This is a genomic window from uncultured Bradyrhizobium sp. (genome assembly GCF_964252615.1).
Classification (GTDB): Bacteria; Pseudomonadota; Alphaproteobacteria; order Rhizobiales; family Xanthobacteraceae; genus Bradyrhizobium.
This window is the reverse complement of sequence record NZ_CAXUNQ010000049.1, coordinates 12,142-36,457: the sequence shown is the minus strand read 5'-3', so window position 1 is coordinate 36,457 and position 24,316 is coordinate 12,142. Positions and strand designations below refer to the sequence as shown.

General features: G+C 60.6%; 21 protein-coding genes and 1 pseudogene. 10 read left to right on the top strand and 12 right to left on the bottom strand.

Annotation, left to right across the window (positions count from 1 at the left end; translation table 11 throughout):
• Positions 1-182 precede the first annotated feature (182 nt).
• Both ACFE72_RS19955 and ACFE72_RS19950 read right to left on the bottom strand, forming a co-directional pair.
• A complete protein-coding gene (locus ACFE72_RS19955) occupies positions 183-791 on the bottom strand; it encodes a LysR substrate-binding domain-containing protein (protein WP_375414850.1) in 609 nt (202 codons plus the stop codon).
• 159 nt (positions 792-950) lie between these two features.
• Positions 951-1,082 (bottom strand): annotated as a pseudogene (locus ACFE72_RS19950) (LysR family transcriptional regulator); the annotation flags it as partial.
• Between the two features lie 119 nt (positions 1,083-1,201).
• Between ACFE72_RS19950 and ACFE72_RS19945 the strand changes: the two are divergent.
• From ACFE72_RS19945 to ACFE72_RS19925, 5 genes are all read left to right on the top strand, one after another.
• Entirely contained in the window at positions 1,202-1,420 is a 219-nt protein-coding gene (locus ACFE72_RS19945) for a hypothetical protein (protein ID WP_375414848.1), read from the top strand.
• Positions 1,421-1,470: 50 nt separating this feature from the next.
• Positions 1,471-2,211 carry a sulfite exporter TauE/SafE family protein gene (locus tag ACFE72_RS19940; protein WP_375414847.1) on the top strand — a complete coding sequence of 247 codons (741 nt, stop codon included), beginning with the start codon at positions 1,471-1,473 and terminating at the stop codon, positions 2,209-2,211.
• Positions 2,212-2,236: 25 nt separating this feature from the next.
• Positions 2,237-2,695, top strand: a complete 459-nt coding sequence (locus ACFE72_RS19935) for an OsmC family protein (RefSeq protein WP_375414846.1) — start codon at positions 2,237-2,239, stop codon at positions 2,693-2,695.
• A gap of 87 nt (positions 2,696-2,782) precedes the next feature.
• A complete protein-coding gene (locus ACFE72_RS19930; RefSeq protein WP_375414845.1) occupies positions 2,783-3,484 on the top strand; it encodes an alpha/beta fold hydrolase in 702 nt (233 codons plus the stop codon).
• 25 nt (positions 3,485-3,509) lie between these two features.
• A complete protein-coding gene (locus ACFE72_RS19925; protein ID WP_375414844.1) occupies positions 3,510-4,295 on the top strand; it encodes an enoyl-CoA hydratase/isomerase family protein in 786 nt (261 codons plus the stop codon).
• Positions 4,296-4,320: 25 nt separating this feature from the next.
• Here ACFE72_RS19925 and ACFE72_RS19920 read toward each other — a convergent pair whose 3' ends face one another.
• Positions 4,321-5,514 (bottom strand): YbfB/YjiJ family MFS transporter, encoded by a 1,194-nt coding sequence (locus tag ACFE72_RS19920; RefSeq protein ID WP_375414843.1) that lies wholly within the window; start codon positions 5,512-5,514, stop codon positions 4,321-4,323.
• A 346-nt stretch (positions 5,515-5,860) separates the two neighbouring features.
• On the opposite strand from ACFE72_RS19920, the gene ACFE72_RS19915 reads away from it, so the two are divergent.
• The 3 genes from ACFE72_RS19915 to ACFE72_RS19905 all read left to right on the top strand — a co-directional run bounded on the left by ACFE72_RS19915 (position 5,861) and on the right by ACFE72_RS19905 (position 8,986).
• Positions 5,861-7,036, top strand: coding sequence for an acyl-CoA dehydrogenase family protein (locus tag ACFE72_RS19915; RefSeq protein ID WP_375414842.1), 1,176 nt, complete (start codon positions 5,861-5,863; stop codon positions 7,034-7,036).
• Positions 7,037-7,067: 31 nt separating this feature from the next.
• Positions 7,068-7,811, top strand: a complete 744-nt coding sequence (locus ACFE72_RS19910; protein WP_375414841.1) for a thioesterase II family protein — start codon at positions 7,068-7,070, stop codon at positions 7,809-7,811.
• 176 nt (positions 7,812-7,987) lie between these two features.
• Positions 7,988-8,986 carry a cytochrome P450 gene (locus tag ACFE72_RS19905; protein WP_375414840.1) on the top strand — a complete coding sequence of 333 codons (999 nt, stop codon included), beginning with the start codon at positions 7,988-7,990 and terminating at the stop codon, positions 8,984-8,986.
• A gap of 51 nt (positions 8,987-9,037) precedes the next feature.
• On the opposite strand, the gene ACFE72_RS19900 is transcribed toward ACFE72_RS19905, so the two are convergent.
• On the bottom strand, positions 9,038-10,714 hold the full coding sequence (locus tag ACFE72_RS19900) for an iron-containing redox enzyme family protein (RefSeq protein ID WP_375414839.1): 1,677 nt from the start codon (positions 10,712-10,714) through the stop codon (positions 9,038-9,040).
• A 703-nt stretch (positions 10,715-11,417) separates the two neighbouring features.
• On the opposite strand from ACFE72_RS19900, the gene ACFE72_RS19895 reads away from it, so the two are divergent.
• A complete protein-coding gene (locus ACFE72_RS19895; RefSeq protein WP_375414838.1) occupies positions 11,418-12,341 on the top strand; it encodes a hypothetical protein in 924 nt (307 codons plus the stop codon).
• A 49-nt stretch (positions 12,342-12,390) separates the two neighbouring features.
• Here ACFE72_RS19895 and ACFE72_RS19890 read toward each other — a convergent pair whose 3' ends face one another.
• From ACFE72_RS19890 to ACFE72_RS19855, 8 genes are all read right to left on the bottom strand, one after another.
• Entirely contained in the window at positions 12,391-13,422 is a 1,032-nt protein-coding gene (locus ACFE72_RS19890; RefSeq protein WP_375414837.1) for a C45 family autoproteolytic acyltransferase/hydolase, read from the bottom strand.
• A 29-nt stretch (positions 13,423-13,451) separates the two neighbouring features.
• Positions 13,452-13,748, bottom strand: a complete 297-nt coding sequence (locus ACFE72_RS19885; protein ID WP_375414836.1) for a phosphopantetheine-binding protein — start codon at positions 13,746-13,748, stop codon at positions 13,452-13,454.
• Positions 13,745-15,271, bottom strand: coding sequence for an AMP-binding protein (locus ACFE72_RS19880; RefSeq protein WP_375414835.1), 1,527 nt, complete (start codon positions 15,269-15,271; stop codon positions 13,745-13,747). The genes ACFE72_RS19885 and ACFE72_RS19880 overlap by 4 nt, the downstream gene beginning before the upstream one ends.
• Before the next feature lie 54 nt (positions 15,272-15,325).
• The gene (locus ACFE72_RS19875; protein ID WP_375414834.1) at positions 15,326-18,670 is read right to left on the bottom strand and encodes an amino acid adenylation domain-containing protein; all 3,345 of its coding nucleotides are present in this window, start codon (positions 18,668-18,670) and stop codon (positions 15,326-15,328) included.
• A gap of 11 nt (positions 18,671-18,681) precedes the next feature.
• Positions 18,682-19,026 carry an acyl carrier protein gene (locus ACFE72_RS19870; RefSeq protein ID WP_375414833.1) on the bottom strand — a complete coding sequence of 115 codons (345 nt, stop codon included), beginning with the start codon at positions 19,024-19,026 and terminating at the stop codon, positions 18,682-18,684.
• 180 nt (positions 19,027-19,206) lie between these two features.
• Entirely contained in the window at positions 19,207-20,619 is a 1,413-nt protein-coding gene (locus tag ACFE72_RS19865) for a lysine N(6)-hydroxylase/L-ornithine N(5)-oxygenase family protein (protein ID WP_375414832.1), read from the bottom strand.
• Positions 20,561-21,844: an SfnB family sulfur acquisition oxidoreductase gene (locus ACFE72_RS19860; protein WP_375414831.1), complete on the bottom strand. Its 1,284-nt coding sequence runs from the start codon at positions 21,842-21,844 to the stop codon at positions 20,561-20,563. Before ACFE72_RS19860 ends, ACFE72_RS19865 begins: the two co-directional genes overlap by 59 nt.
• 148 nt (positions 21,845-21,992) lie before the next feature.
• Positions 21,993-22,829, bottom strand: coding sequence for a class I SAM-dependent methyltransferase (locus ACFE72_RS19855; protein ID WP_375414830.1), 837 nt, complete (start codon positions 22,827-22,829; stop codon positions 21,993-21,995).
• 633 nt (positions 22,830-23,462) lie between these two features.
• Between ACFE72_RS19855 and ACFE72_RS19850 the strand changes: the two genes are divergently transcribed.
• Positions 23,463-24,203, top strand: coding sequence for a LuxR family transcriptional regulator (locus ACFE72_RS19850; protein WP_375414829.1), 741 nt, complete (start codon positions 23,463-23,465; stop codon positions 24,201-24,203).
• Positions 24,204-24,316 lie beyond the last annotated feature (113 nt).

Sequence of the window (24,316 nt, the reverse complement as noted above, 5' to 3'; positions counted from 1 at the left end):
CCCCGCCGGCGCTGCCCAAACCGCCAACGTCGGCGCATAGCAACCCGCAAACAACCTCGCCCAAACCTCGCCGGCGGCGATCGATCCGGGACCGTCGATCGCCAGCGATTGAGTGCTTCTCTCGATCTTTATTGCGAGACCGGGAGAACTTCAACAGCATCGACGATGCCTTTACCGCGTCCTCACGGCAGGGGATCGGATGGGGCGAGCATGTCAGCGAGAAGCCTGGCGTGGGGCGACAGGTCTTCGAACACGCGCGCGCAAAGCATCAATCGGCGTGTCGCCCATTCGTCCTTGAGCATCACGGTGCGGAGTAAATTGGCTTGCCGGCATCGACGCGCAGCGGCTTCCGGAACAACAGCTATGCCGATCCCGCGAGAGACGAATTCGCAAACTGCGTCAAGGGTTGCGAGCCGGACGCGAAAGCCGAGATGATATCCGAGGCGCGCCGCCTGCCGCACGATATGCTCCTGCAACGGGTTGCCGGGGCCAAGGCCGACGAAGGGCTGGCCTGCAACTGCTTCGAACATGACCGGGCGATTCTGAATTGAGAGCCGTCGCTCCCGGGGTGCGACGATGACCAGACGGTCGGTGCGGAAGGGACGCTGCTGCAAATGGCGCAGGCCGGCCCAGGCGGCCGCAATCCCCAGATCGGCTGCTCCGCTTGCAATCGATTCCACGATGGCGTGACTTGGCCGTTCTTCGAGATCGACGTCGATATTGCTGTGCTTGCTTAGAAAAGATGCCAGAATATCCGGCAGAAACTCGGCGGCCGCGGCGGTATTCGACAACAGCCGAATATGCGCGCGAAGACCCTTCGCATATTGACCGAGTTCTCCCATCATCCGGTCAACCTGATTCTGCACGGCCTGGGCGTGGTGAACAAGCGCGCGTCCGGTGGAGGTCAGGACCACGCCCCTTCTTCGCCGTTCAAGCAGCGGGACGCCCAGTCTCCCTTCCATTCCTTTGATCCGCGCGCTTGCCGAGGCAAGCGCCAGCCCGGCCCGTTCCGCCCCGAACGTGATGCTGCCGGTCTCGGCAACAAGCAGGAAAAGCCGCAAATCCACCAGGTCAAAGCGCATTCGGGATCAGCCACTGCTCTGCCATCGTCTTTGACGAAGGCTGAAGACGGAACTTCCATATTGTGAGGGACGATCGGCTCCGTCAAGCTATCCGCCATGCCTGCTGCTGTGAGCGACACGTGATCACCTTCGTTAAAAAACCGCGCCAAACATCGACCGCCATCCTGGAAGCGACGGCGGTGATACTGGCGGGCGTCGTCGCCATCGGCATCCTGCGTGTCGCGGGTTCCGGTCCCGGATACTGCCCGGCCACAGCTCCATCAATCGTCACGGAGGATCCGCTCGGCGCGCAAACGGAGGTCGAGGCGGCCATCAAGGATATGATGCTGCATGACTGAGGCCGTAGCCGAATTGCACTGCGCGACGCGCACTAAACGGTTTTGAGGCGATGCTGATCGTCATCCTCGCTGTTTTCCTGCTGGCAGGAGCCGTCAAGGGCGTGGTGGGAATGGGACTGCCGACGGTGGCCATGGGCCTATTGGCAACGACGATGCCGCCGGCCGACGCCGCAGCGATCCTCCTCATTCCTTCGTTCGCGACCAACGTCTGGCAGTTGCTGGCCGGCCCGTCGTTCTTTGGTTTGTGCAAGCGGCTTTCGACGATGATGATCGGTATCTTTATCGGCACCGTCAGTGGCGCGGGATTGATTGCAGGCGCGCATTCGACAGCGGCGCTTGCCGCGCTTGGCGTCGCGCTTGTACTTTATGCAGCCCTGGGCCTGCTTTCAAAAAGATTCGAAGTTCGCCCGGCGCAGGAGCCCTGGCTCTCGCCCCTGGTCGGCGTGGTGACCGGCCTGATCACCGGAGCCACCGGTGTCTTCGTCATCCCCGCAGTACCTTATTTGCAGGCGCTTCAACTCGAAAAGAACGATTTGATTCAGGCGCTCGGCCTGTCGTTCACGATCTCGACCATGGCTTTGGCCGCTGGATTGCTGCTGCAGGGCGTGTTTGAGGCGTCGACGTCGCTTCTCGGCCTGTCCTTGCTGGCGCTGGTGCCGGCGCTGCTGGGAATGTTTGCGGGCCAGCATCTCCGCGAGCGGATGAGCGTCGAGACATTCCGCCGCGTATTTTTAATCGGGCTGCTCCTGCTGGGGCTGTATCTGACATTCGAAGGCCTATTTTCATCCTGAGGTTCACGAACCATAGGAGCAGACGATGATCCATTTCGGCGCAACCGTGTTGTGGAGGCGTGCCGCAAGCGATCCGTTTATCGACAACCGGTACAGCCGGGCGCATTTTTGGAGGTTCGATGGAGGCGCACAGGTCGCCGCATCTTCGTCCCCGCATATTGTGCCGCTGCCTTATTCGTCGGCCGAGAATGTCGATCCTGAAGAAGCCTATGTTGCGGCCCTGTCGAGCTGCCATATGCTGACCTTCCTGTATCTTGCGGCAACGCATGGGTTTGTCGTGGACAGCTACGACGACGATGCCGAGGGCGCGATGGAGGAAGATGAACGCGGCCGGCTCAGCGTCGGCAAAGTCCTCCTCAAGCCGAAAGTGACCTATTCGGGCAAAGCTCCCGATCGCTCAACCCATGAAAGTCTGCACCATCAGGCGCACGAACAATGCTTTCTGGCAAATTCCGTTCGGACTGCCATAGAAGTGACGGTTTGAACGACAACTCGGCACGGCGCGATTCCCGGGAACGGCAGCGCGGGCTTCGACGCTGCATTGTCGGCCTCACCTTGACGGGAGCATATGATGTCGAAGTCGGCGCCGATTCTCCTGCTTCCGGGATTGAATGCATCGGCACGGCTTTATGCCGAACAGATTCCATACCTATGGAGATTTGGTTCGGTCATGGTTCCGGACCATACCCGGGATGACACGATCGCAGCGATCGCAACACGCATACTTGCCGACGCGCCGCCGCGATTTGCACTGATCGGACATTCCATGGGCGGATACATCGCCTTTGAAATCATGCGCCAGGCGGCCGAGCGGGTCGACCGCCTGGCGCTGCTCGACACCTCGGCGCGGTCCGATACCCCCGAACAAACCAAGTCGCGCCTCGAATGCATCGCCATGGCCGAGCAAGGCCGTCTGTCCGAGCTCAACGACAATGTCTTTCCAGTCATCGTTCACGAAAGCCGATACGACGACATGGCGTTGCGCGCGATCTGCGATGCCATGTCGAAAGACATCGGACCGGCTGCCTATGTGCGTCAACACAAGGCCATCGTCACCAGACCGGACTCAAGATCGACGTTCGCTGCCATCCATTGCCCCACTCTGGTTCTGGTGGGCGATTCGGATCTGCTGACGCCGCCCGATTTGGCCGAAGAGATTGCTGCTGAAATAACCGCGGCTCAGTTCACCTTGATACCGACATGCGGCCATCTATCGACACTGGAGCAACCCGCGCTGGTCAATACGGCTTTGGCAAACTGGCTGGCCGCTTAACGCGTAGAAATCCGGAGGAATTACCATGTCCGATAAGCTCATGATCACCCGAATGGAGGGAGCGATCGGCATCATCACGATTAATCGGCCCGATGCGCTCAACATGTTCGACCTGCCGATGCTGGAGGCGCTGGGAGGCGCTTTTGCTGATCTCGAAACCAATGCCGAGGCGCGCGTCATCGTCGTGACCGGCGCCGGCGAGCGCGCCTTTGCGGCCGGCGCCGACATCGCAGATCTCAACGCGCGCAAAGGCCTGGCGCATTATCTGGATTTTGCCGAGCGGGTGCATAGCCTGTTTCGCCGCTGCGAGCATTGTGAAAAGCCGACCATCACCGCCATCAACGGCCTGGCGGTGGGTGGCGGACTGGAACTGCTGTTGGCCACCGATATCAGGATTGCCGCCGATCACGCCAAATTAGGGCTGCCCGAGATTTCGCTCGGTCTGTTTCCAGGTGGAGGCGGCAGCCAGCGCCTGATCCGCCAGATTGCCCCGTGCAGAGCCCGCGAAATGATGTTTACCGGCGACAGCATTTCGGCCGCGGCGGCCCTCGACCTCGGCCTCGTCAACCGGGTCGTGCCGAAAGAGCAGTTGCTGGCGGAAACAATGGGCCTGGCGCAACGCATCGCCAAGAAATCGCCACTCACGCTCAGGCTTCTCAAGCGCACGCTGATGAACGGCGCCGATATGCCGTTGCCCGCCGCGTTGGCGCACGAGCAGGCCATGGTCAGCCTGCTGTTCGACAGCGCCGACGCGCACGAAGGCTGCGCGGCGTTTCTTGCCAAACGGCCGCCGGTGTTTGAGGGCCGATAGACCAGGCACGTCCGGATTGCTTGTTTCAGTCCGCCCGGCGCTGGAACAGCGAGGCGATCGCGGCAAGGCCAAGCAACGCCGGCGATGCCCATAGTCCCGCGGCAACCTGGCCGGTCACGTCGGTGATCATTCCGGCCAGGATTGGTCCGATCGATTGCCCGAGCGCGAACGCGACAGTCAACAAGGCGACCGCGGCAGTCAGAGCCGATGCGGGAAGCTGACGCTGAGCCAGGATGGTGACGGCGGCCGGCCCTGCCATGAAACTGCTCCCGAACACGACCGCGGACAGAAATGCCGAAAAAAGGCCCGGTTGAATCAGGACCGGCAAGGTGCCCAGCATGGTAATGAAGAAGATCAAGGCGGGTCCGCGTCCGCCTGGCAGTTGCGCGAGCACCCGGCCCCACAGCAATGTCGAGATCGTCGACGTAAGGCCGAGCAGAATCCAGAATCCGGCGGTCTGTCCGCTGCTGCCGCCTTGATCACGCAACAGCGCGATGATGAAGGTCATCCAGCCAACATAGCCGGCGCCGAACAGCCCATAGCCGAGAATGGCCGGCGTCAATCGGCGAAAATCCGCAAGCCGCAGCATCGCCGAGACACCCGTGGCCGGCGCGGGCACCGATCGCGCCGCCATCGCGGCGGGGAGTGCACCGAGCAAGGCGAGACATCCAAGGATCATCCATCCCTCACGCCAGCCCTGGGGTCCCTCTTGCAACGCGAATGGAACGGCGATGCCCGACACCACGATGCCGAGACTGCTGCCGGCGACATAGAGGCCCACCAGAAATCCTTTGCGCTCGGCGCTGCTGCCGGGACAAATCGCACCGGCTAGGGCTGCTCCGAGAATGAAGGCGAAGGCAGTCGATATGCCCCCGATCGTTCTCAACAGAAACAACATCGTAAAATCGGAGGTCGCTGCAGAGAGCGCGAGAACGAGCGCGCTCACCAAAAAACCCAGTTGAAACGGGCGCTTGGCGCCCCAGCGCCGCGCCGACAGGGCGGCCGCGAGCGAGCCAAAGATGTAACCGACGGCATTGGCGGTATTAAGCGCGCCTGCCTCGACATAGCTCAGGCCGAGGGTTTCACGCATCGGCGGCAGCAGCAGCGCGTAAGCGAAGCGGGAAAAGCCAAGCGCGACCGCCGCCCCGATCGATAGCCCTAGCGCGATCAGCACCTCGCGCTGCAAGCTCGCGCGCGCGACGTCGCGTGTTATCTCCATAACGTGGATCACTCCAGCCGGTCGCCGAAGATATCACGATCGTTGCACGAAATGTGACGGCGGGGACAATTTTCAGATATGGCAAACAGTCGGACTTGACGCCGGCCGGCAGGGCGTCGGGAAGCGGCCTGCGACCATTGTTACGTATCTTCGAATACGCAATTCCTCCCGTCGAATCGGCACTTCCGCCGTTGCCGCGTGCTGTGGGCGATCGATCTGCGCATCGCTTCCGCGTTACCCTCGAGCCGGCCATGCCCGGCCGGCCTGTTTCCAGCGCTGCCTCCCGAGATTATAGTCAAGACCGACCTTGCTGTTTTGAGCACGCACGCGATCCGGGTTCACCGCCATGGATATTTACGATGCCGGAATACTTGGATTGCCCTTGTATGACGAGCGCCATCGCCGGTTGGCCGCCGGCGTCGAGCAGTGGGCCGATCGCATCTCGCCATGCCTTGCCGAACTGGACCATCTGCACGCCTCGGAATTCGGCCGGCGGATGACCCGCATTCTGGGCGATGAAAAATGGTTCGAATTCGCTGCCGGCACGCAAACGGGTCCGCCGGATTTCCGCTCCATCGCGCTGATCCGGGAGGGGTTCGCGTTCATTCACGATCTCTGCGACTTCGCGTTTTCCATTCAAGCCTTGGCGGCGACGCCGCTGATCCGCCACGGAACGCCGGCGCAACGTGAGCGCTGGCTGCCGGACATTATCGCCGGCCGCCTGATCGGCTCGCTTGCCATTTCGGAACCCGAGGTCGGCTCCAACGTCGCCGGCATCGCGCTGCGGGCGGAGCGCAGGGACGACATTTACGTACTCAATGGCAACAAGACCTGGATCTCGAACGGCGACATCGCCGACTTCCATTCCGTTCTGGTCCGCACCGGCGAAGGCCCCGGCGCGCTAGGCCTCAGCATGATGCTGGTACCCGCGGATACGGCCGGCCTCACCGCCGAAACGATCGACTTCATGGCGCCGCGCGCCTTCGCATCGCTTGCATTTCGCGACTGCGTCGTGTCGGCGGACCGCATCATCGGCAAGCCCGGCATGGGATTTGCGATCGCAATGGACGTGCTCGAAAGCTACCGCATGACGGTCGGGTCGGCCGCGATCGGTTTCGCCCGCCGGGCTCAACGCGCAGCCATTGCGCGATCTCAATCGCGCAAAGTGGGCAATGGCACGCTGTTCGATACGGAATTTGCCAAGGACACATTGGTGGATGCCGAAATCGCATCGACGGCGGCGGCGCTGCTGGTGGCGCAGGCGGCCTGGCTGCGCGACCATGATCGCGGTTATGCAAAACATTCAAGCATCGCCAAACTGTTCGCAACCGAAGCGTCGCAACGCATTATCGACGACGTGGTACAGCTTTTCGGCGCATCCGGAATGGTGCATGGATCGCTACCGGAGCGGCTCTATCGGCAAATTCGCTCGCTACGCATTTACGAGGGAACCTCCGAGATCCAATACAACATCATTGCCAGCCATTTGCGCAAGCGGTCGCCAGCCCATGCTGATGAGTAAGCCGCCAACCCGCTGGTTTCTGAGCCGACCTGTGCCTGCCGCCAAAGCAGATTTGTTCTGCTTTCCCTATGCGGGAAGCGGCGCATCGGCGTTCGCCGGGTGGCAAACCGGGCTCGGTGCCGACGTCAAGGTCCATGCACTGGAGATGCCCGGCCACGGCCAGCGCTTCGGCGGGCGGCCGGAAACCGACATCCGGCGCCTCGTCCGCGAGATCGTCGACGCCATCACGCCGCTGCTCGAGCGGCCCGCGTTCTTCTTTGGCCATAGCATGGGCGCGGTGGTGGCATTTGAAGTGCTGCGCGAACTGAGATGCCTCCCGGGCCGTCACTTTTTCGCGTCCGGCTGCCGCGCGCCTTGTCATCAGCCTTCGCCGCGAATACGAGACATCGCCGCGCAGAGCGAACGGCCGTTCCTCGAACTGGTGCAGGAGTATGGCGGCCTGCCGGACGAAATTGTGCAGGACCGCGATCTGCAGGCGGTGTTCCTGCCGATCCTGCAAGCAGACTTCACCATGATCGCCCATTACGTCTACGACCGGCGCGACCCGCTCAACGTGCCGATCACGCTGCTGACCGGCGATCGCGACAGTCATGTGCCCGAGCATATGCTGGCGGCATGGCAGAACGAAACCGTGCACGAGATTTCGCGCCAGCGCTTCAAGGGCGGTCATTTTTTCATCGCCGACGCTCAGATCGATGTCGTGCGCTTCGTCGGCACCGCGATCCGCCGGCAACTGGCGGGCGACGGTCGCGCATCGACGACAGTATTGGCCTGACCGATCGGAGACGCAGCATGGACCCGCAAAATCCGATAGCGGCGGTCACCCACCAGGATCCTTATCCTTATTATGCCGACCTGGTCGCAACACGGCCGTTCTATCGCGACAATGCGCTCGGTCTGTGGATCGCGAGCGGTGCGGCCGTCGTTGATGCAATCCTCACCGACCGGAGATTGCGGGTCCGACCGCCCGGCGCGCCGGTTCCGCCGGCCATTGTCGGCACGGCGGCCGGGACGATCTTCGGCCATCTGGTGCGGATGAACGACGGCCCGCCGCACCAGGCGTTGAAGCCGGACATCACCGCCGCCATCGACGGCGTTGATCGGCATCGGATGGTTTCGGAGGCCGTCCGGCTCTTCACGCGCAGCATCGGCGCGGACATCGGAGGGTGTAATCTTGACACCGTCCTCTTCACGCTGCCCGTGGCAGTGGTCGCCCGGCTGCTTGGGGCGGCAGATCCGGAACTGCAAACAATCGTTGAAGCAGTCAACGATTTCGTCAAATGCCTCCCCGCTCACGCGACCCCCGAGGCCATCGCCGCCGCCGACCGGGGAGCAGCGCAACTGCTCGGCATTTTCGAACAACCCGCCGGCCGTGCCGGCGGCCTGTTCTCCGATCTCCTGCGCAGAGCCCGTGAGCACGCCGACATCGATTCTGCGGCGGTGGCGGCGAACGCGATCGGGTTGATGTCTCAGACCTGCGAGGCCACGGCCGGGTTGATCGGCAATACATTGGTCGCGTTGGGACGAAACCCGGATTTGTTGGCGCTGGCGCAGTACAACCATGATGCGATCGACACGATCGTGTCGGAGGTGGTCCGCCATGATTCTCCGATCCAGAATACGCGCCGCTTCGCGGTGGAAACCTGCCGTGTCGCCGGCGATACGATAGCGGAAGGCGACGCCATATTGGTGGTGCTTGCCGCCGCCAATCGCGATCCGCAAGCCAACCCGTCCCCGCACCGGCTTATGCCCGGCCGAAATACCGCTCGTACTTTTACCTTCGGGGCGGGATCGCACAAATGCCCCGGCGAGACCCTCGCCAACTCAATTGCGGCCGTCATCGTTCACGAATTGATTGCCGGCGGCCTCGACCCGAGCCGCCACGCTGCGGTCGTCCAGTACTGGCCTTCTGCGAATGCGCGGATCCCGAGATTCGCCGTCGCCGGTTGAGCCGGTCCAGGGCACCTGCCCGCTGCGCCGGACGCCTTTGCATCCGTCTCATCAGATCAAAAGCCCGGCGTGATGGTCAGGCGCATCCGCAGGCACGGTTGTGCAAACTTCCCCGGCCTGACAGCCCTCGGCAAAGTAAGCAAACAGCGCATAACCGTTCCAGATACGCCGCCATTGCGCATCGACACCGGCGGGACCGAACTGCCGGTCGACTCGGCCGAGATAGGACTGGATGATCGTGGCGGCCTGCCTGGCATGACCGGCGGATACATTGTCGATCGATAGATGCGCCTCCTCGTAAATCGGATCAAACCCCCAGTGCCGCAGTTTTTGCATCTCATGAAGTCTGAGTTCGCCCAGTCCGAACATCTCGATTCCGAGATTGTATCCGACGATCTCGGGGTAGAACCGGTCGGCAAAAAGCCCCAGGCATAGCTGGTTGATGGGAAACGCATAGAAGGCATCGGGGATCTCGTCTTGATCGACAAAGGCCTCATCGCGGATGTGCGGCAGGTTGATATCCATGCTGCCCAACACGCGATGAATAAGCGTGATATGGTTCTTCCGGATATCGCCCATGCCCATTTCGTCGGCATAAATAGCGAACAGCATTCCATCGCTGGTATGGTTGTAGCGGCCTGCATTTCCAATCCGGAACACCCAGGACCCATCGATCAGGCTGCCCAAGGCAAAGGTTTTCTGACCGAAGATGACGTCATCGCGCGGCGGAATCTGCTCCAGGGGGGCGTAGGGATCGACCAGCTTGGTCCAATATACCGACGTCACCCGCTCCATCAGTGCATCCGGCGTGTAAGGAAAAAAGCTGGCGTCGGTATATTTTCCACCGGCACCCGTATCGAACAAGGTTCGGGCCGCAGCCAACCCCGCCTCCGCCCGTGCTCCGGCGATCGCGAGAACATGCGGGAAGTTCTCGATATTCACCAAGCGATGCAGCAGCGTCCGATCGTCGACGTCAGCAGCAACTTCAAATACCACTCCAGCCGGTTTGCACCGGCGAATGTTCTCGAGCCATTTGATGGACGCTTGCTCGGTGGGACGCGCAGACGTGATGACGATCGGCTGGTCGACAGTATCCGGGATATGCTCGATCCAATCCTTCAAGGTACACGCCTCCTGCTCGGTAAAGATACCGAACATGGGTCCCCCGATCTTCAATGCGTCGGTGAACCGATATCCTCCCGACCTGTTCGGTCGAACGTACCGTGATCGCTTGAAGTCCTTCAAGAACGCCGGAATGTCCAGGTCCGGGTCGGCGAACCGCTCGGCAAGCGGTAGATCCCCGATCCGGACCCGGCGATGCTGTTTGCCGGCGAACTGCGCATGGCGCTTGATGATGTCGGCGACTTTGCCGTCGAGGGTTTGGCTGGCACTTCGTTCGGCGATTTCGACCAGCATGCAGACATGCTGAACCTCGAGCTCCACGGCGAGCGCTATCGACCGCGCAAGGCGCCAGATCAGCTTTTCTGACGCTTTCGCATCGAGCAAGTCGAGATAGTGTGAGAGAACCACTTTCACCTCGGGCCCGGTAATGACCGGAGCCGTTCCGAGCAGCAGGTCGTCGATCCCCATTGCGTGATAAGCATAGTGAATCCCAACCACCTCAGGCAGATAGTTCACGGGGTAACGCGAGAGAGATAACAGGAATGCGGAATAGAGAGCCGTCGTGGCACCGATGCCGGACTGGCGCGTAAAATCCGGATCGCCCACCGGCGGCAGAAAGACGCCGGCCTGTTCGAACAGCCGATTGCGCACGGTTGCGATGGAACGCGCCGGATTTCCTTCGCCCTGCAGCCGCCAATAATGACCAAACAGCAAATTGACGACAGTTGCCGGTTGGGTCGCCGGCTGTGAGATCATGTCGAGCCAGCACCCCGCCAGCATCGCAATGCCGGCACGTTCGCGAAATATCAAGTTCCGCGCCTCGTTCCCTGACGACAAAGCCTGATGCAGACGCGCGGCAGCCGCCGATCGCTGGGCATCGATCCATTGGTCCAATCTCCGCTGATCGATCCTTCCATTGACCAGCGCATCGAAAGGAACTTCGGTTGAGTTCCTGGCTGGCAGGGTCGCATCAAGAACGTGCTTGCACGCCAGCAATGCGCCCTCGCTCTCCTGGTCGCGCATCAGTTCGGAAAATATCTCCACCGGGTCTCTCGCAAGAATCTTGGCGGCGGCAGTGCCCGCCAGTGGACTGAAGCGGAATGTGTCGATCGTGCTGCCGTGGAACAGATCAGGCTCGACGATTTGCGTGGCGCTCTGGATCATTGCGCAATCTCCATGAGAGATGCTGGTTGACGATAACAAGCTCAACTGCTTGAAGTTGCATGTCGTTGCACCCATGTCATTGTTTCATTCGGCGCCGCGTCTTCTCCGCGTTGGGTGCCGTTGTCGTTTCCTGCACGAAGAGGACGTGGCCACGTCGATGCCTCCTGTAAAAGTCTACCTGCACGGTTGCCGTTACGTGATCGGCGAGGACGAGCGTCCGATCGCCGACATCGCGAACTTTACGGACTTTCTCGCGCAAAATCAGATGATCGACGACGCCGATCTGTGGGGATGGAATCGCTACCGTCTGACCCGGCGCAGCGCGATGGAACTCGGGACCGAAGCGGCGCATCATACATTGGCCGCGCTGGGCTCGGATCGCCACAAGGTCGATGCAGCCATCCTTTGCGGAACACGGTTTTCGAGCAATGTCGACGGACATGCCGATGTGGTCGGCCGCTTTCTCCAAAGCCTCGACCTGCGCGAAGCCATTCCCTACGGCGTCAGCCTGAACCGATGCGCGACGCTGGCGGCCGGCCTGAGCCTTGCAGAATCGCTCGTCGTAAGCGGCAAGCATCGCGCCATTCTGCTGACGGCCTGCGATACGTCGGAGGATGATACCCGGTTGCGTCCCTTCGCGATCTTCAGTGATGGCGCGGCGAGTTGCGTGGTCGTGCGCGACATTCCCGGCGAGTTCGAACTGATAGCGACCGCTGCGGCGGTTGACGCCGCGGCGATGCGGCCAAACGGCGAGATATCCGCCGCGCTGGCAAGGCGGGTCAATGCGGATCTTGAGTCCCGCAGCGGCGTCCCGGTCGATGCGATAAAACGGCTGACCCATAATAATCTGTTCAAGCCGATCGTCATGATCAAGGAACAGCAGGCCGGTTTTCGCCGGGATCAACTGTTCATGGACAATATCGGCCGCATCGGCCACGTCTTTGCCAGCGATCCGCTGATCAATCTCATCGACCTCCTCGGTTCCGGCGCGCTCGACAAGAACGACGTCGTCGCCATGGGTTCCAGCGTTTCGGGCGCGCGTTTCGGCGCACTGCTGCGCGCGGTCTGACCGCATCATGCAGCCGCATTGCGCCCGATCGGCAATTCGCACGCCGGTCCTAATCATGCATATGAAAGGTCTGCGTCGCCGCAAGCGCCGGATCGCCGCGGCGAACATGCATGACGCCGTCCTCCGGAGACATGATCACCGTCCCCACCGTTCGCTCTCGCCGGATATCGCCGTTGCCGCGAACACGAATCGGTTCGTGACAGAAAATTTCCATATAGTCCGCGCTGGCCGCGGCGACGCTGACCTGCTCCAGCCGCTCCCTGCATGCCGTCAACCGGCGAACAGAAGAGTTGCGCGCAAACGGATTGACCGCGTCGGCGGCCGCAAAATTCTCAGTCAGGAAATGATTGGTGTGCACCAGTTCCGAGCCGGACATCACCGCCATTTTGCCGTCGAGAATTTCGACCGTAACCGCGCTGCGCCGATCACAGATCGTCAAAGCGCGCGAACTCGCAATGTGCAATTGCGAAAGACGGTAAATGCATGTTTCAACGTCGGAACAGCTATCGAGCAGATGACGAATCGCCAGATAGGGCGGCAGACCAGGGCGCCAGGTTCCACCCAGAACGAGGTTGAGGCCGATCGCAAGACCATCGCTGTTCATTCCCAAATAACCGAGCAGGCCGGCAAACGAAAGCACCAGCACCCGGCGCCCGCTCGCATGCGTGATATCCAACATCATCATGTGATCATCGAGATCGCCGTTGAGATCGATGGTCTGGGCAAGGACGGCGTGCCTGGGCTGGATGCGACACAATGTCGTGCAGTCGCCGCCGGTCGGGATCCGGTTGTACCCCATCACCTCCCGCCGCACCTGAAGCAGCAACGACTCCTCGATATCGATTTCAGCGCCTGCGGCCAAACCGCGAATTTCGTCGAACAATGCCGGGGTATCGCGCGCGATCGCCTCTCCATAGCGGTTTATCGTTTCGCGCAAATCCGCCAGGGTGGTTCTGTGGTAGAAAATGCGGTTGAGCCGGCAGAGATCGTCATCCAGGAATCCCCGTATTTGCGCGCCGAACGCCTGCCCGTGCGCCTCGCCGATCTGGAAGGCGTCACCGCTCAATTTAATGGGCGTCATTTGCATCGTCATATCATCCAGCAGCCGTCTCACGCGCCGGTGCCGACACTTCCTGCAACGCGCGGATTCTCCAGTTCGCTGAATTTACTGATCAGGCTCACAATGTCGCGCGGCGTTTGAAGGCCGGCGATGTCGTCTTCGGTGAAGTGTATCAGGGCGGTTTTTGTCTTTTCGCAAACCGAGGTCATTAGAAGCATCATGTTCAGCGAAGTCAGTCCGTAATAGTCGTAGAGATGGGCATCAAGATCGATGACATCGGCACTGTGAGCGGTCGCCGGGGTCAGCCTGACAAGGTCCTGCGCTACGACTGTTTCGATCGGATTCATTGAAGTTCTCCATAGCCGCGCTCGATGTGCTGCTGGTAGCGCGAGAGGATTACCTTGCGCCTTGGTTTGTACTGAGAGGTCAGCAGTCCGTTTTCTATGCTGAACGGCTCGTCGGTTATGATGAAGCGGCCGATCTTTTCGTCGGCGCCGTGTATTTTATTGATTTCGGCAATATGCGCCTTGATCTCGTCTCGAGCAGCGTCGCCGTCAGGCGCGCAGACCACGGCCAAAAGGTAGTCATGACCGAAGCCCGCTAAAACGCAGTCGGAAATCGCCGCGCAACACTTCAAGCGCTCTTCGATCTTGCGGACCATGACGTTGCGTCCGTTGGCGAGAACGATGATGTCGTCGGCGCGGCCGAGAACATAAAGGTAGCCGTCCGCGTCGATGCGGCCGATGTCGCCGGTACAGACCACCCCGCCGGGCCGGAAGATGCGCTCCGAATCGCCCGGCGCGGAAAACAGGTAACTCGTGTTAACCGGGAACTGGCTTTCAACCATGATCACACCGTCGTCGTCGAGGAACACCTTCTTGCCCTGGAGCGGACGGCCGACGCTGCCCGTCCGGTTGGCGTCCGGCGTGTTTTTCGTAACGATGCAGGTTTCGTTCATGCCGTAGCCTTCGAAAATCGGCATTCCGCATGTGTTGAAAAATTGCAGCATGGCCGGGTTTGCCGGCGCCGACCCGGTCCACAGATAGCGGATCCGGCGTCCCAGCAGCTCCCTCGCCTGCGATCGGAGCACCTCGATCCTGCCCTCGACCGCGTGGATCGCCGGCGGCTTCGCATCGGCCAACGACGTAATTTCCTTGCGCAGGGTTTCGAAGAATGCCGGAACTCCCATCACCACCGTCGGCTCTTCCTGCTTGAGGGCCTGGAAAGCCAGTTCATAGGTGGCCACGACGACATCGTGCCCGAAGACAAGCGCCGAATAGATCCAGTAGCGCTGCTGGAGAAGCGACAGCGGCAGGAACACGAACAGTTTGTCCGGCGCCGAATGATTGAACAACTGCTGTACCGCGGTTATCGAACTATCGATGCTTCCCACGGTGGCCGCCAACCCCTTGGGCTGACCGGTGCTTCCGGAGGTGAACTTTATCGTCGTGACGTCGCTTGGCTGATAGACGACGGGCGCGAGCTCACGATCGTTCGACAGGTCGGAGGTCGCGGCGAGAACCGCGCTCATCGGCAATATCCTGCGATCGTCCGTTGGACGACCGGTAAAGATCAGGCGCAATCCATAGCGATCGAGCAAATCCGGCGTCGCCGCAAACTTGCCGGCCTCAAAGCCCGCGGTAACCGCCTTGATCTTCAGCGCGGCGAGATCCAGCAGCACCCATTCGAGACAATTGTTGGCGAGTATTCCAATCCGGTCGCCGGAGCGAACGCCGAGTTTGACCAGATAGACCGCAACCCGACGGGCCATCTCATCCAGGTGTTCGAGCGCGATACGGCGCTGGTGACCGGGCTGAAAAAAGGTGATCGCATGAGCCGAAGGCGCCCCTCCTTCCGCAACGCGAGCCATGACCGATTTCATCATCTCACTCGACTTCCTGCCGCGCATAGCCGGCCCCCGGCGTCACGAAGCCTCACGCATCGCGATTTGACGTTCGATGTGCCTGGCCATCGCACGGGGGCTTTCATGTTGCGGAAGGTCTGCCAGCGGCACCGATACGTTGAACTCCTTTCGGACCCGCGCCAGCAGGCGCACCGCCAGCAGCGAGGTTCCGCCGAGCCGGTAGAATTTGCTGACCGCCTTGATCGTCGAAGTCTTGAGGATGTCCGACCAGATCGTCATCAAACGCTGTTCCAGTTCGGTTTCGGCGGCCTCGACAGGCGTTTCGGCCTGAGGCGGGGCCTCGTCCGCTTCGTCCTGCAGACGCCTGCGATCGACCTTGCCGTTGGCCGTCAGCGGCAGTTGCGCGAGCCAAACGAAGCGGCGAGGAACCATGTAGTCCGGAAGCGCCGCAGCCAGTTGCGTTCGAAGTCGAGCTTCCAATTCGGCATTCAGGGCATCTTTCTCGGCGCAAACCACAAAGGCCGCCAGATGCGGTCCCTCTTCGCTCGTCCGCAGAACGACCGCGGACTCCGCGATAGCCGGATCGCCATTCAACAGCGTCTCGATCTCTCCGGGTTCGATCCGGTAGCCGTTCAGCTTGATCTGGAAGTCCGCCCGCCCGAGGATTTCGATATTTCCATCGGAGAGATAGCGTCCCACATCACCGGTGCGGTACAGCCGTTCGTCGAGTTGGGCATGACGAACGAAGCTTGCTGAAGTCAACTCCGGATTGCACCAATAGCCCGCGGCTAGTCCGGCTCCCGCCGCGTAAAGCTCGCCCGGCACATGGTCAGGGCATTCGCGCAGGAATGCGTCGAGAACGTAGTAGCGGTTGTTGGCGGTGGGTTTGCCATAGGGAATATTGGCCCAGGCCGGATCAACGCGATCGATCGGGTAAACGATATTCCATACGGTCGTCTCGGTCGGACCGCCCAGTGCGACGATCCGCAGGTCCGCCTTCAGCGACATCAGCCGGCTTGGCAGCGAAACTGGAATTCGATCGCCGCTCATCATGATGAGCCGCAACTGCGGCGGCAACGGCTGACCGGCTGCAGCGGCCTGTTCGACAAGAGCAGCGACAACTGCCGGAACCGAGTTCCAAATAGTCACGACCGACCTGGTTGCCTGCGCGAGCCATTTCGCCGGGTCGGTCTCGGCATTGCCGTCCGGGATGACCAGCGCGGCCCCGTTCCACAGCGCGCCAAAAATGTCGAATACCGACAGGTCAAAGCCGGTCTTGCTGATCGCAAACAGCCGGTCCTCGGGGCCGACGCCGAAACGCCGGGTGATGTCCGCGACCAAATTGACCACGCCGTGATGGCTGATCATGACCCCCTTCGGAGCGCCGGTGGAACCTGACGTGTAGATGACATAAGCGAGATCAGTCTGAGCGGCCTCCGGGAGATCGTGATCAAGGCTCCCGGTCTCCGGATCGTATGTCAAAAACCCATCATCAATGACCAGACGAGCAAACCCGGCGCCGGTGGTAGCCGGCACATCGCCTCGCGTGACGAAGACTTGCACCCGCCCATCATGCAGAAGCTGGTCGATCCGCTTGCCCGGCAGATTTGCGTCGACCGGGAGATAAGCGCCGCCCGCCATCAGAACGCCGAGGATAGCGGCGATCTCTTCCCACCCCTTGGGCATTACGACGCCCACGAGATCGTTGCGTTTCACTCCCTGACGCCGAAGCCGGCGCGCAACCGCCGCGGCGGCAGCCGCCAGTTCGCCATAAGTGATTTGGCGCCCCACCGTTACAATGGCCAATGCCCCGGGGGCGCGGGCAACTTGTTCGAGAAACCCGCTATAGGCCTGACCGGGGGGGACGGCAGCCTCCGTTTGATTTGCCTCGCGGCGCCGCTTCACTTGATCGACCGGCAGCAGACCATGAGACGGCTCTTCCCATTTTGCCGGCTCGGTCGCCAAACTGGTTAGCAACCGTCCATAAGCCGATACCAGATCCGATATCAGGCCGTCCGGGAACACCTCATCGACGGCGTCGGTCTCGACCACAAGCGCGCCGTCCCGCTCCAGGAGGAAAAGGTTTAACCAGACCTGGGGTGTTTGGCTGACCGCGAAGGTCTCCCGCCCGAACAGCGCGATCGAAGATCCGTCTTCGCCGGCCCCGATCGTGCTATTGAACGTAAAGGGCATAGGCACGGCCTGCGCAGATCCCTGCCGCCGCCCAAGGGCGCGCATCACCTCGATGCCGGAAAATTGCCGGTGGTCGATTGCCTCGCGCAGCCCAGCCTGCAGATCCAGTGCTTGCTGTCTAAAGCTCGCCCGCGCGTCGACTTCCACCGAGAGCAAAAGACAATCGGTGAAATTACCGATCACCTGGTTGATATCGGGATGGATCTCCAATCGGTTGGCAACGGTCATGTTGAGCGTGAAACGATCGGCCGCGCCCCACAGCGACAGAATTTCGGCATAGGCCGCCGCCAGCATCGCCGTCGGGGTCAATCCCACCCTCATGCAGTGGCTTTTCAGTCGGGACCATTGCGGCGCGTCAAATTCCAGCGTTCGCCGGACGAAAGCAGGAAACTTTATCCGCGATGGATCAATCCTGCGCGGTAGTTGCGGATGTGCGGCAATCTGGTCAAGACGACCCAGCCAATAGGTGCGCGCGCGGTTTGCCTCTCGCATTCCGACCCGCGTTTCCAACGCCTCGACATAGTCGCGAAACGAAACCTCGAGTGGCGCCACCGGCCGGTCCGGTTCCTGATAGAAGCGCCACCAGTCACGAAAGAACAGAAACGAACTGATGCCGTCCATGATCAGGCCATCATGGCTGACATGCAGGACCATGTTCGTATCGGACAGAATCGTCAGTCGCACGTCGATGAGCGGCGCCTGGTCGGCGCGCAGTATCTGATGGGACATTGCGGCGCGCGTCGCAAGGCGCGCCGCATCTGCGCCGGCCGGCGCAGCCTGAGCCTTCCGCAGATCACTAACCGCGATCCGCGGCGGTGGCGGATTGTTCAGTTCTGTCTGCGTCACGTCGTCGTGAAAAATGGTCCGAAGCGCGCCGTGCCGCTCGACGACTTTCGCGAGCGCCCGCTCCAGCCGGTCGGCGGCGAAGCTGCCTTCTATTTCATGATAGACATGGGAAGCTACATTCCCGAGCGCGAAGTGATCGAGGCGGCCGTAGAAGTAACTCTGTTGCATGGGGGTCGATGCCCACCTCGACGAAACCACGGTGGGCCGTTCCGGCCGCAGGGCGGCCAGATGGGCAACGGCCTCCGCCTTTACCGCTCGAATGGACGCAACCAACGCCGGATCAATCTGCGATTGCGGTCCCTCCAGACGCAGATCCTTGCCATCGAGGCGCAGAGTCAGACCACGACTTGAAACCGCGTTCAGCACGTCATTGAGGCTCATATCAGCACTCCATTCTTGCAATTCGTCGGTCCGCCAATCTGATCAGCGCTCGGCAGACGGGACAGAACCGTCGCGGCCAGAGCGTCGATGCTCTTTCCGTCGAGGATATCGCCAATCGTCAGATCGGCTCCAAATTCCTTCTCAAGCTGATACTGCAAGGTGATGGCGCCCATCGAACTCAGTCCGAGTTCCGACAAGGGACATGCGGCGAACGGCACGCTGTGACCGATCTTCAGGATCCGCCGAAGCATGGCGTCAAGGCGTTCAAGAACGAAAGCAGATCGGGCATTGCCGTCTCCTCCGGAGCTGTTGACGCCGCTCTTTGAAAGCCGACCCGTCATGACGGCTCTCTCCTCGGCAACCGGTTAAAACGCCGATTAGAGCCGGCGCGGGCGCACCGTGCGCGAGGGTCGAACGTTCGCTCGTCAGGATTTGCCGGGGCCGCGCGCAGCTTGCGCGCCTCCAGGCCCCTGACCATTTGCATTCCGATGCTGGCCAACCGTTCCGGCATATTGCGATCCTCAAACCGCCTTGCGGTTCTGCGCCGGCGACGCCGCCGCCCAGGTAACGAATGAGGGGATCTGAGCGACGCCCGCGTTACGCACGCCGCGAATACAATCGACGACCCGCTGGCTTCGCCATGCCGTCAGGCTCAGATTTGGATCGGCAAGACCGCGCTGACGGCGCGCGCCGTTGAGCACGAAGATGCCACGCCCCGGTGGACCGTCCCAAACTGCCGCGAATTCATCGTCTATCAGAAGTTCGCCATCGTGCTGCTGGATGCGTGACAGGATCGGCGCCAGAAAGTCCATGCGCGCCGAGCGGAACCCGGTCGCCCAGATCACGACGTCGGCACCGATGATTTCCCTCGCCCCACTCGTCCGATGGTCCACGATCAACTTCCACTGCGTCCCGTCCTGCGCGACTTGCACCACGACGCGGTCGGGCATCAGCGCGATGTCGGGCAACGACGCATCGATGAAACGCAGGGTATAAATCCGCTGATATATTTGCCGCAACAGCCGCTCCGATATGCCGTCGCTGGCCAGGATGTTGCGTTCGACAAATCCAGCCTTGCTCTGGCGGCTCTGCTGGAAGAAATAATCAGAATGGCCGGGCGTAAAGTAGTCGTTGGTAAAGCACGAATTGTCCATGGGAAGAAAGTTATCGCGCGACGATATCCAGCAGACCTGTCGAGGGATGTGGCCGCAGTTTTCGGAGATCAACGCAAGCACCGCCTCGGCTCCTGACTGTCCGCCGCCAACGACGACGACGCTCTTGCCTGCACACTTGCCCGCGTTCGGAATAAAATCGGCGACGTGGAAGCTGGTACCATCCGCGCTGTGGCGGGCAAACTTCGGCATTTTCGGCTCGACACCGACGCCGACGCTGATGTTGTCGGCCGTGATGCGGCGCCGCGTGGTTTCGATGGTGAAGACGCCGTCGAAGCCGACGCGTTCCACCTCCTCGGACAGATGAATATTGGCGTTTCTCTCGCAGGCCCATTCGAAATAGTTCGAGAATTCCCGGCGCGGCAGGCTCTCGAATTGCGCGTTGAGGAAATGGTATATTTTTCCCTGGGAATGCAGATACGATATGAACGAGAAGCTGCTGGTGGGTTCGGCCAGTGTTACGAGATCCTTGAAGATGGCGACTTGAAGGGTGGCTTCGGGAAATCGCATTCCATCATGCCAGGAAAACTTCGGCTTCTTATCAATGAAAATATTTCTGATCTCCGCGTGGTCATGCAGCAGCGATGCCAAGCTCAGATTCGAAGGACCTACACCGATGCCGGCACATTGGTAGTGCATGATGTCGTTCTCGCGTTGGGATTTTGTCGTAACGGGCTCATGGCTCGGAGGTCGCCAGATCCGCCTACACGTAGTTATGACGCCTCGGATTGACGCAGTTGAGGAAGAAATCGCCGACCACATTGTACTTCCAGCGGACCGGATCGTGCAGGGTGTGTGTGCGGGCGTTTCTCCAATGGCGATCGAGATTGTAGGCCGCCAGTGTTGCGCTCGCGCCGGACAGTTCGAACATCTTGTTGGTGGCGAGAATAGCCAGTTCGGTCGTAAGCACCTTGACGATCGCGACGTTCACGGACGCCACCGCGACGTCGTCCTCGCTCGGAGCGGCGGCAGCGAACTGATCGAGGCGATGGCCGGCTTTTTCCAGCGACGCCTCGGCCGCGAACAGCCGGATCTTCAGGTCGCCGATGGCGCTGATGATATAAGGATCCTCGCAGGCACGGCTGACGCCGCTGTCCGCCCAGGGCCGCGCCTTGGTATTGACGAACTGCATCGCCTCATTGATCGCGGCTCCCGCTATCCCCGCGTCAATGCAGGCGTGGAGATACTGCGACACCGGACCCGCCAGGGTCGGCTTGACATAGGCATCCTCGAGGGAAACGACGCGCTCGGGATCCACGAGAACGTCGTTGAATTTGCCGGTTCCGCTCGCCGTCGTTCGCTGGCCGAATCCCGACCAATCGTCGATGATCGTGACCCCCTGCTGATGGCGCGGCACGAAAGCCAGGACGTAGCGGCCGGCATCGTCGATCGCGCTGACCGCGATCCAGTCGCAGTAAAGCGCTCCGGTGGTATAGAATTTCTCGCCGTTCAGCTTCAGTCCCGCGCCGTTCCTTGTCAGGCGGGTCTTGATCTCGAGCACGTTTTTTGTGCCGCGCTCGGACGCGGCGTGTCCAATCAACGCGCCGCTCAGAATCTCGTCGAACAGCACCTTCTTCTGCGCGTCCGTGCCGTTCAGCAACATGATGTCGATGGCAAGAAAGTGGTTCTTTGGTATCTGCGCAATATTGGGATCGGCGGCCGCAATCGTGCGCATCACGGTACCTAGCGTCGTAATCGACACCTCGGCGCCTCCCCATTGCTTTGGAATGCTCGCTCCCAGGAGCCCGCCTTCCGCGAACAACTTCATCTCATCGTATGGCAGGCGCCGATTCCGGTCGCGATCGGCAGCGTCACCTGCGATGGTAGCGGCAAGCCTTTCGGCAGTCGCAATCGCTTCCGCATCATCGACAATAACCCGCGCCGGTTTCCTACGCGATTCCGGCTGCAACGATACCGCGGCATGCGGCTCGTCCTCGTCGGCGATGGCGATTTTCGTGTTCAGCTCGCTGGCACCTGCGCTGTTCATTGCTTTCTCCCAAGACTATCTGCAGCGCCCCGCATGCCGATGACCGGCACGAGACTGCCCCGCGCAGCTTTGAGAGCGAGCCATCGATCTGCGCTGCGCAACATCCGGCGGAGAATGTTCGACCGCACTGCAGATCGGTGGTTTCCCGTCATAGCCGTTTGCCTCGCACCGCGAGGGCCTGGGCAGTCAACGAAATGCTTCCGTCGGAAGCGGTCGGAATCGTACGGCGCACCCCTTCGCGAAGTTCTTCGCAAAGCTGTTTGTCCAGTCCGCAGACATAGCTTGAGACTGTCCCCTGCCCGCCGAGGAAGGGTTGCCAATAGGCGTCGAAATCCGCAAAGCGCGTCGGGATTTGAATCTTCAGGGTCTCGACCTGACCAAGTCCGCACGCTGCGAACAGGTTCTCCATATCGCCGATCGACCGTATCGACGAGCGATGGCCTTCGTCATGGTGGATCGCACCCGAATCCAGTTTGAACGCTACCGACCAGATTGCGCGCAGATACTGCATTCCCTCGGCGTAATCCCAGATGTAGGCGGCCACCTGACCGCCCGAACGCGTCACCCGGCACATCTCTCTTGCCGCCAGGGACGGATCGGCAAGAAAGTTGAGCATTGAAGCCGAAACGGCAGCGTCAAACGCGCCATCCGCGAATTGCAGGTCCTGGGCGTCCCCGATCGTCCATTTCACGCCGGTTCCGGCGAGCATCTTGTCCGCCAGTTGCAGGTAACTTTCGGATCGATCGACAGCGGTAACCGACCGAGGCGACGTTGCGATGATGGCTTCACTGAGGGCGCCCGTCCCACAGCCGACATCCAGCCATTTCAGATCGGACGGAGGCGCCAGCCAAGCGATGAATTTGCGTGCGGCGAGCCTGCCCCAACGACCGATGTACAGCTCGTATGCCTCTGCGTTGTTCCAAACGCCTTTGGACCTCCCGGGAGAGTTTCCCGCTTTTACCGACGCGCTGCGCTGAATACCCATGACCGGTTCCGATCCAACTATAGATAGCTAATCGGCTATTCAACGAGAGGTAGAGGATCGGGGTTGACCAGCCAACCCCCCAACTCTTGCCATCGTGGCCGTCGCTACGGCGCTGGCGACATCATCCATCAGCATTTCAAACACATTTACGTGGCTGATCTGTTTTGGTGCGCTGCACCTATGGTTGCGCCTCAATCGACGGCTTTACATCGGAAGCGGGTGCGACAGTAAGATATTTCTTCAAGCCGGCAGGGACTATGGTCTTTCTGCTTAAGGCGATGCCGTTTGGCGATCTTTATCCTATGTAAGACGGGATAAAAAAATGCGGAATAAGGACAGTATTTATGACCAATTGCCAAACATATGTTTCACTCATTTTTATTTTCGCGGCCTTTGGCTACCGGGACTTCCGTCGTAATTAACGCGGTGCAATCGGAACGATTGTGAGATAGCTTTCGTTTTCCTATATAATCGGCCTATGCGCTTTTTAACGACGACGCTTCGGTCCGCGTCGATTTGCGTCTTGAACTCACGGCAGGTTTATCAGTTAAAACAGGAGAAATGCCTTAAACTACCTACGCCGACAGGTCCACTGCATCAGTCCAGGAACCAAGAAAAAGAGATATCGGTCAGGTGGAGACTAAAGTGACGTTAGACTATGGCCGCGATGCCTTTGATTTTATCGATCGTATTCTGTTGGTATCCGAGCCAGCCGAAATCATCGACCTGTTTCACGCGGCGCTCGAACGGTATGGGTATACGACATCCATCCTCACGGGACTTCCCGACCTGACCGAGCGCTTCGAGCAAAAGATCCTGCTGAAACACTGGCCGGAAGAGTGGTTCCGGATCTATACACGCGAGAACTATATATTGGACGATCCGGTGGGCCGGTTGTGTCGGTTAACCGTGGAACCGTTCGAATGGTGTGAAGCCCGTTACGACCCGGACAAACAGCCGCGGTCTTCGGAGATCATGAGTGCCGCGACCGCATTCGGTATGAGACAGGGATTATGTGTTCCCATCCATGGCCTGTTCGGGCACGATTGGTGCGTTTCCATGGGCGGAGAGAAAATCGATTTGTCGCCCCGGGCAAAAGCCGGTTTACACTTGATGTCGGTCTATGCCCTCAACAAGGTGCGGCACGCCCCGGAACCGTTTCCGCTGTCGGCCGTTTGCCGGCTGACCTCTCGAGAGCGCGAGGTGATCGCCTGGACGGCCGCCGGGAAATCGGCCTGGGAAGTAAGCTGCATTCTCGGCATCGCCGAAGACACGGTGAACAAGCACGCCGCCTCCGCCGCCCGCAAGCTGAACGCTTCAAACAAGACCCAGGCGGTCGCCGAAGCGATCCGGCGCCACGAAATTCCGTGGTAGCGGTTGCCGCCGTCAATTCCCACCCTTTGCCATTTGGATCGGCCGGCGTAAGCGCCATTCTCCGGTCGCGCACTCTCAATTCGCGCAACGGAGGGAGCGTTATGATCCATGTG

Excerpts from the sequence above, each read along its gene's own strand:
- ACFE72_RS19940 (WP_375414847.1), top strand. The coding sequence starts at position 1,471 with ATGCTGATCGTCATCCTCGCTGTTTTCCTGCTGGCAGGAGCCGTCAAG.
- ACFE72_RS19935 (WP_375414846.1), top strand. The coding sequence starts at position 2,237 with ATGATCCATTTCGGCGCAACCGTGTTGTGGAGGCGTGCCGCAAGCGAT.
- ACFE72_RS19930 (WP_375414845.1), top strand. The coding sequence starts at position 2,783 with ATGTCGAAGTCGGCGCCGATTCTCCTGCTTCCGGGATTGAATGCATCG.
- ACFE72_RS19925 (WP_375414844.1), top strand. The coding sequence starts at position 3,510 with ATGTCCGATAAGCTCATGATCACCCGAATGGAGGGAGCGATCGGCATC.
- ACFE72_RS19920 (WP_375414843.1), bottom strand. The coding sequence starts at position 5,514 with ATGGAGATAACACGCGACGTCGCGCGCGCGAGCTTGCAGCGCGAGGTG.
- ACFE72_RS19915 (WP_375414842.1), top strand. The coding sequence starts at position 5,861 with ATGGATATTTACGATGCCGGAATACTTGGATTGCCCTTGTATGACGAG.
- ACFE72_RS19890 (WP_375414837.1), bottom strand. The coding sequence starts at position 13,422 with ATGACGCCCATTAAATTGAGCGGTGACGCCTTCCAGATCGGCGAGGCG.
- ACFE72_RS19885 (WP_375414836.1), bottom strand. The coding sequence starts at position 13,748 with ATGAATCCGATCGAAACAGTCGTAGCGCAGGACCTTGTCAGGCTGACC.
- ACFE72_RS19880 (WP_375414835.1), bottom strand. The coding sequence starts at position 15,271 with ATGGCTCGCGTTGCGGAAGGAGGGGCGCCTTCGGCTCATGCGATCACC.
- ACFE72_RS19870 (WP_375414833.1), bottom strand. The coding sequence starts at position 19,026 with ATGACGGGTCGGCTTTCAAAGAGCGGCGTCAACAGCTCCGGAGGAGAC.
- ACFE72_RS19865 (WP_375414832.1), bottom strand. The coding sequence starts at position 20,619 with ATGTGGTCGGCGATTTCTTCCTCAACTGCGTCAATCCGAGGCGTCATA.
- ACFE72_RS19860 (WP_375414831.1), bottom strand. The coding sequence starts at position 21,844 with ATGAACAGCGCAGGTGCCAGCGAGCTGAACACGAAAATCGCCATCGCC.
- ACFE72_RS19855 (WP_375414830.1), bottom strand. The coding sequence starts at position 22,829 with ATGGGTATTCAGCGCAGCGCGTCGGTAAAAGCGGGAAACTCTCCCGGG.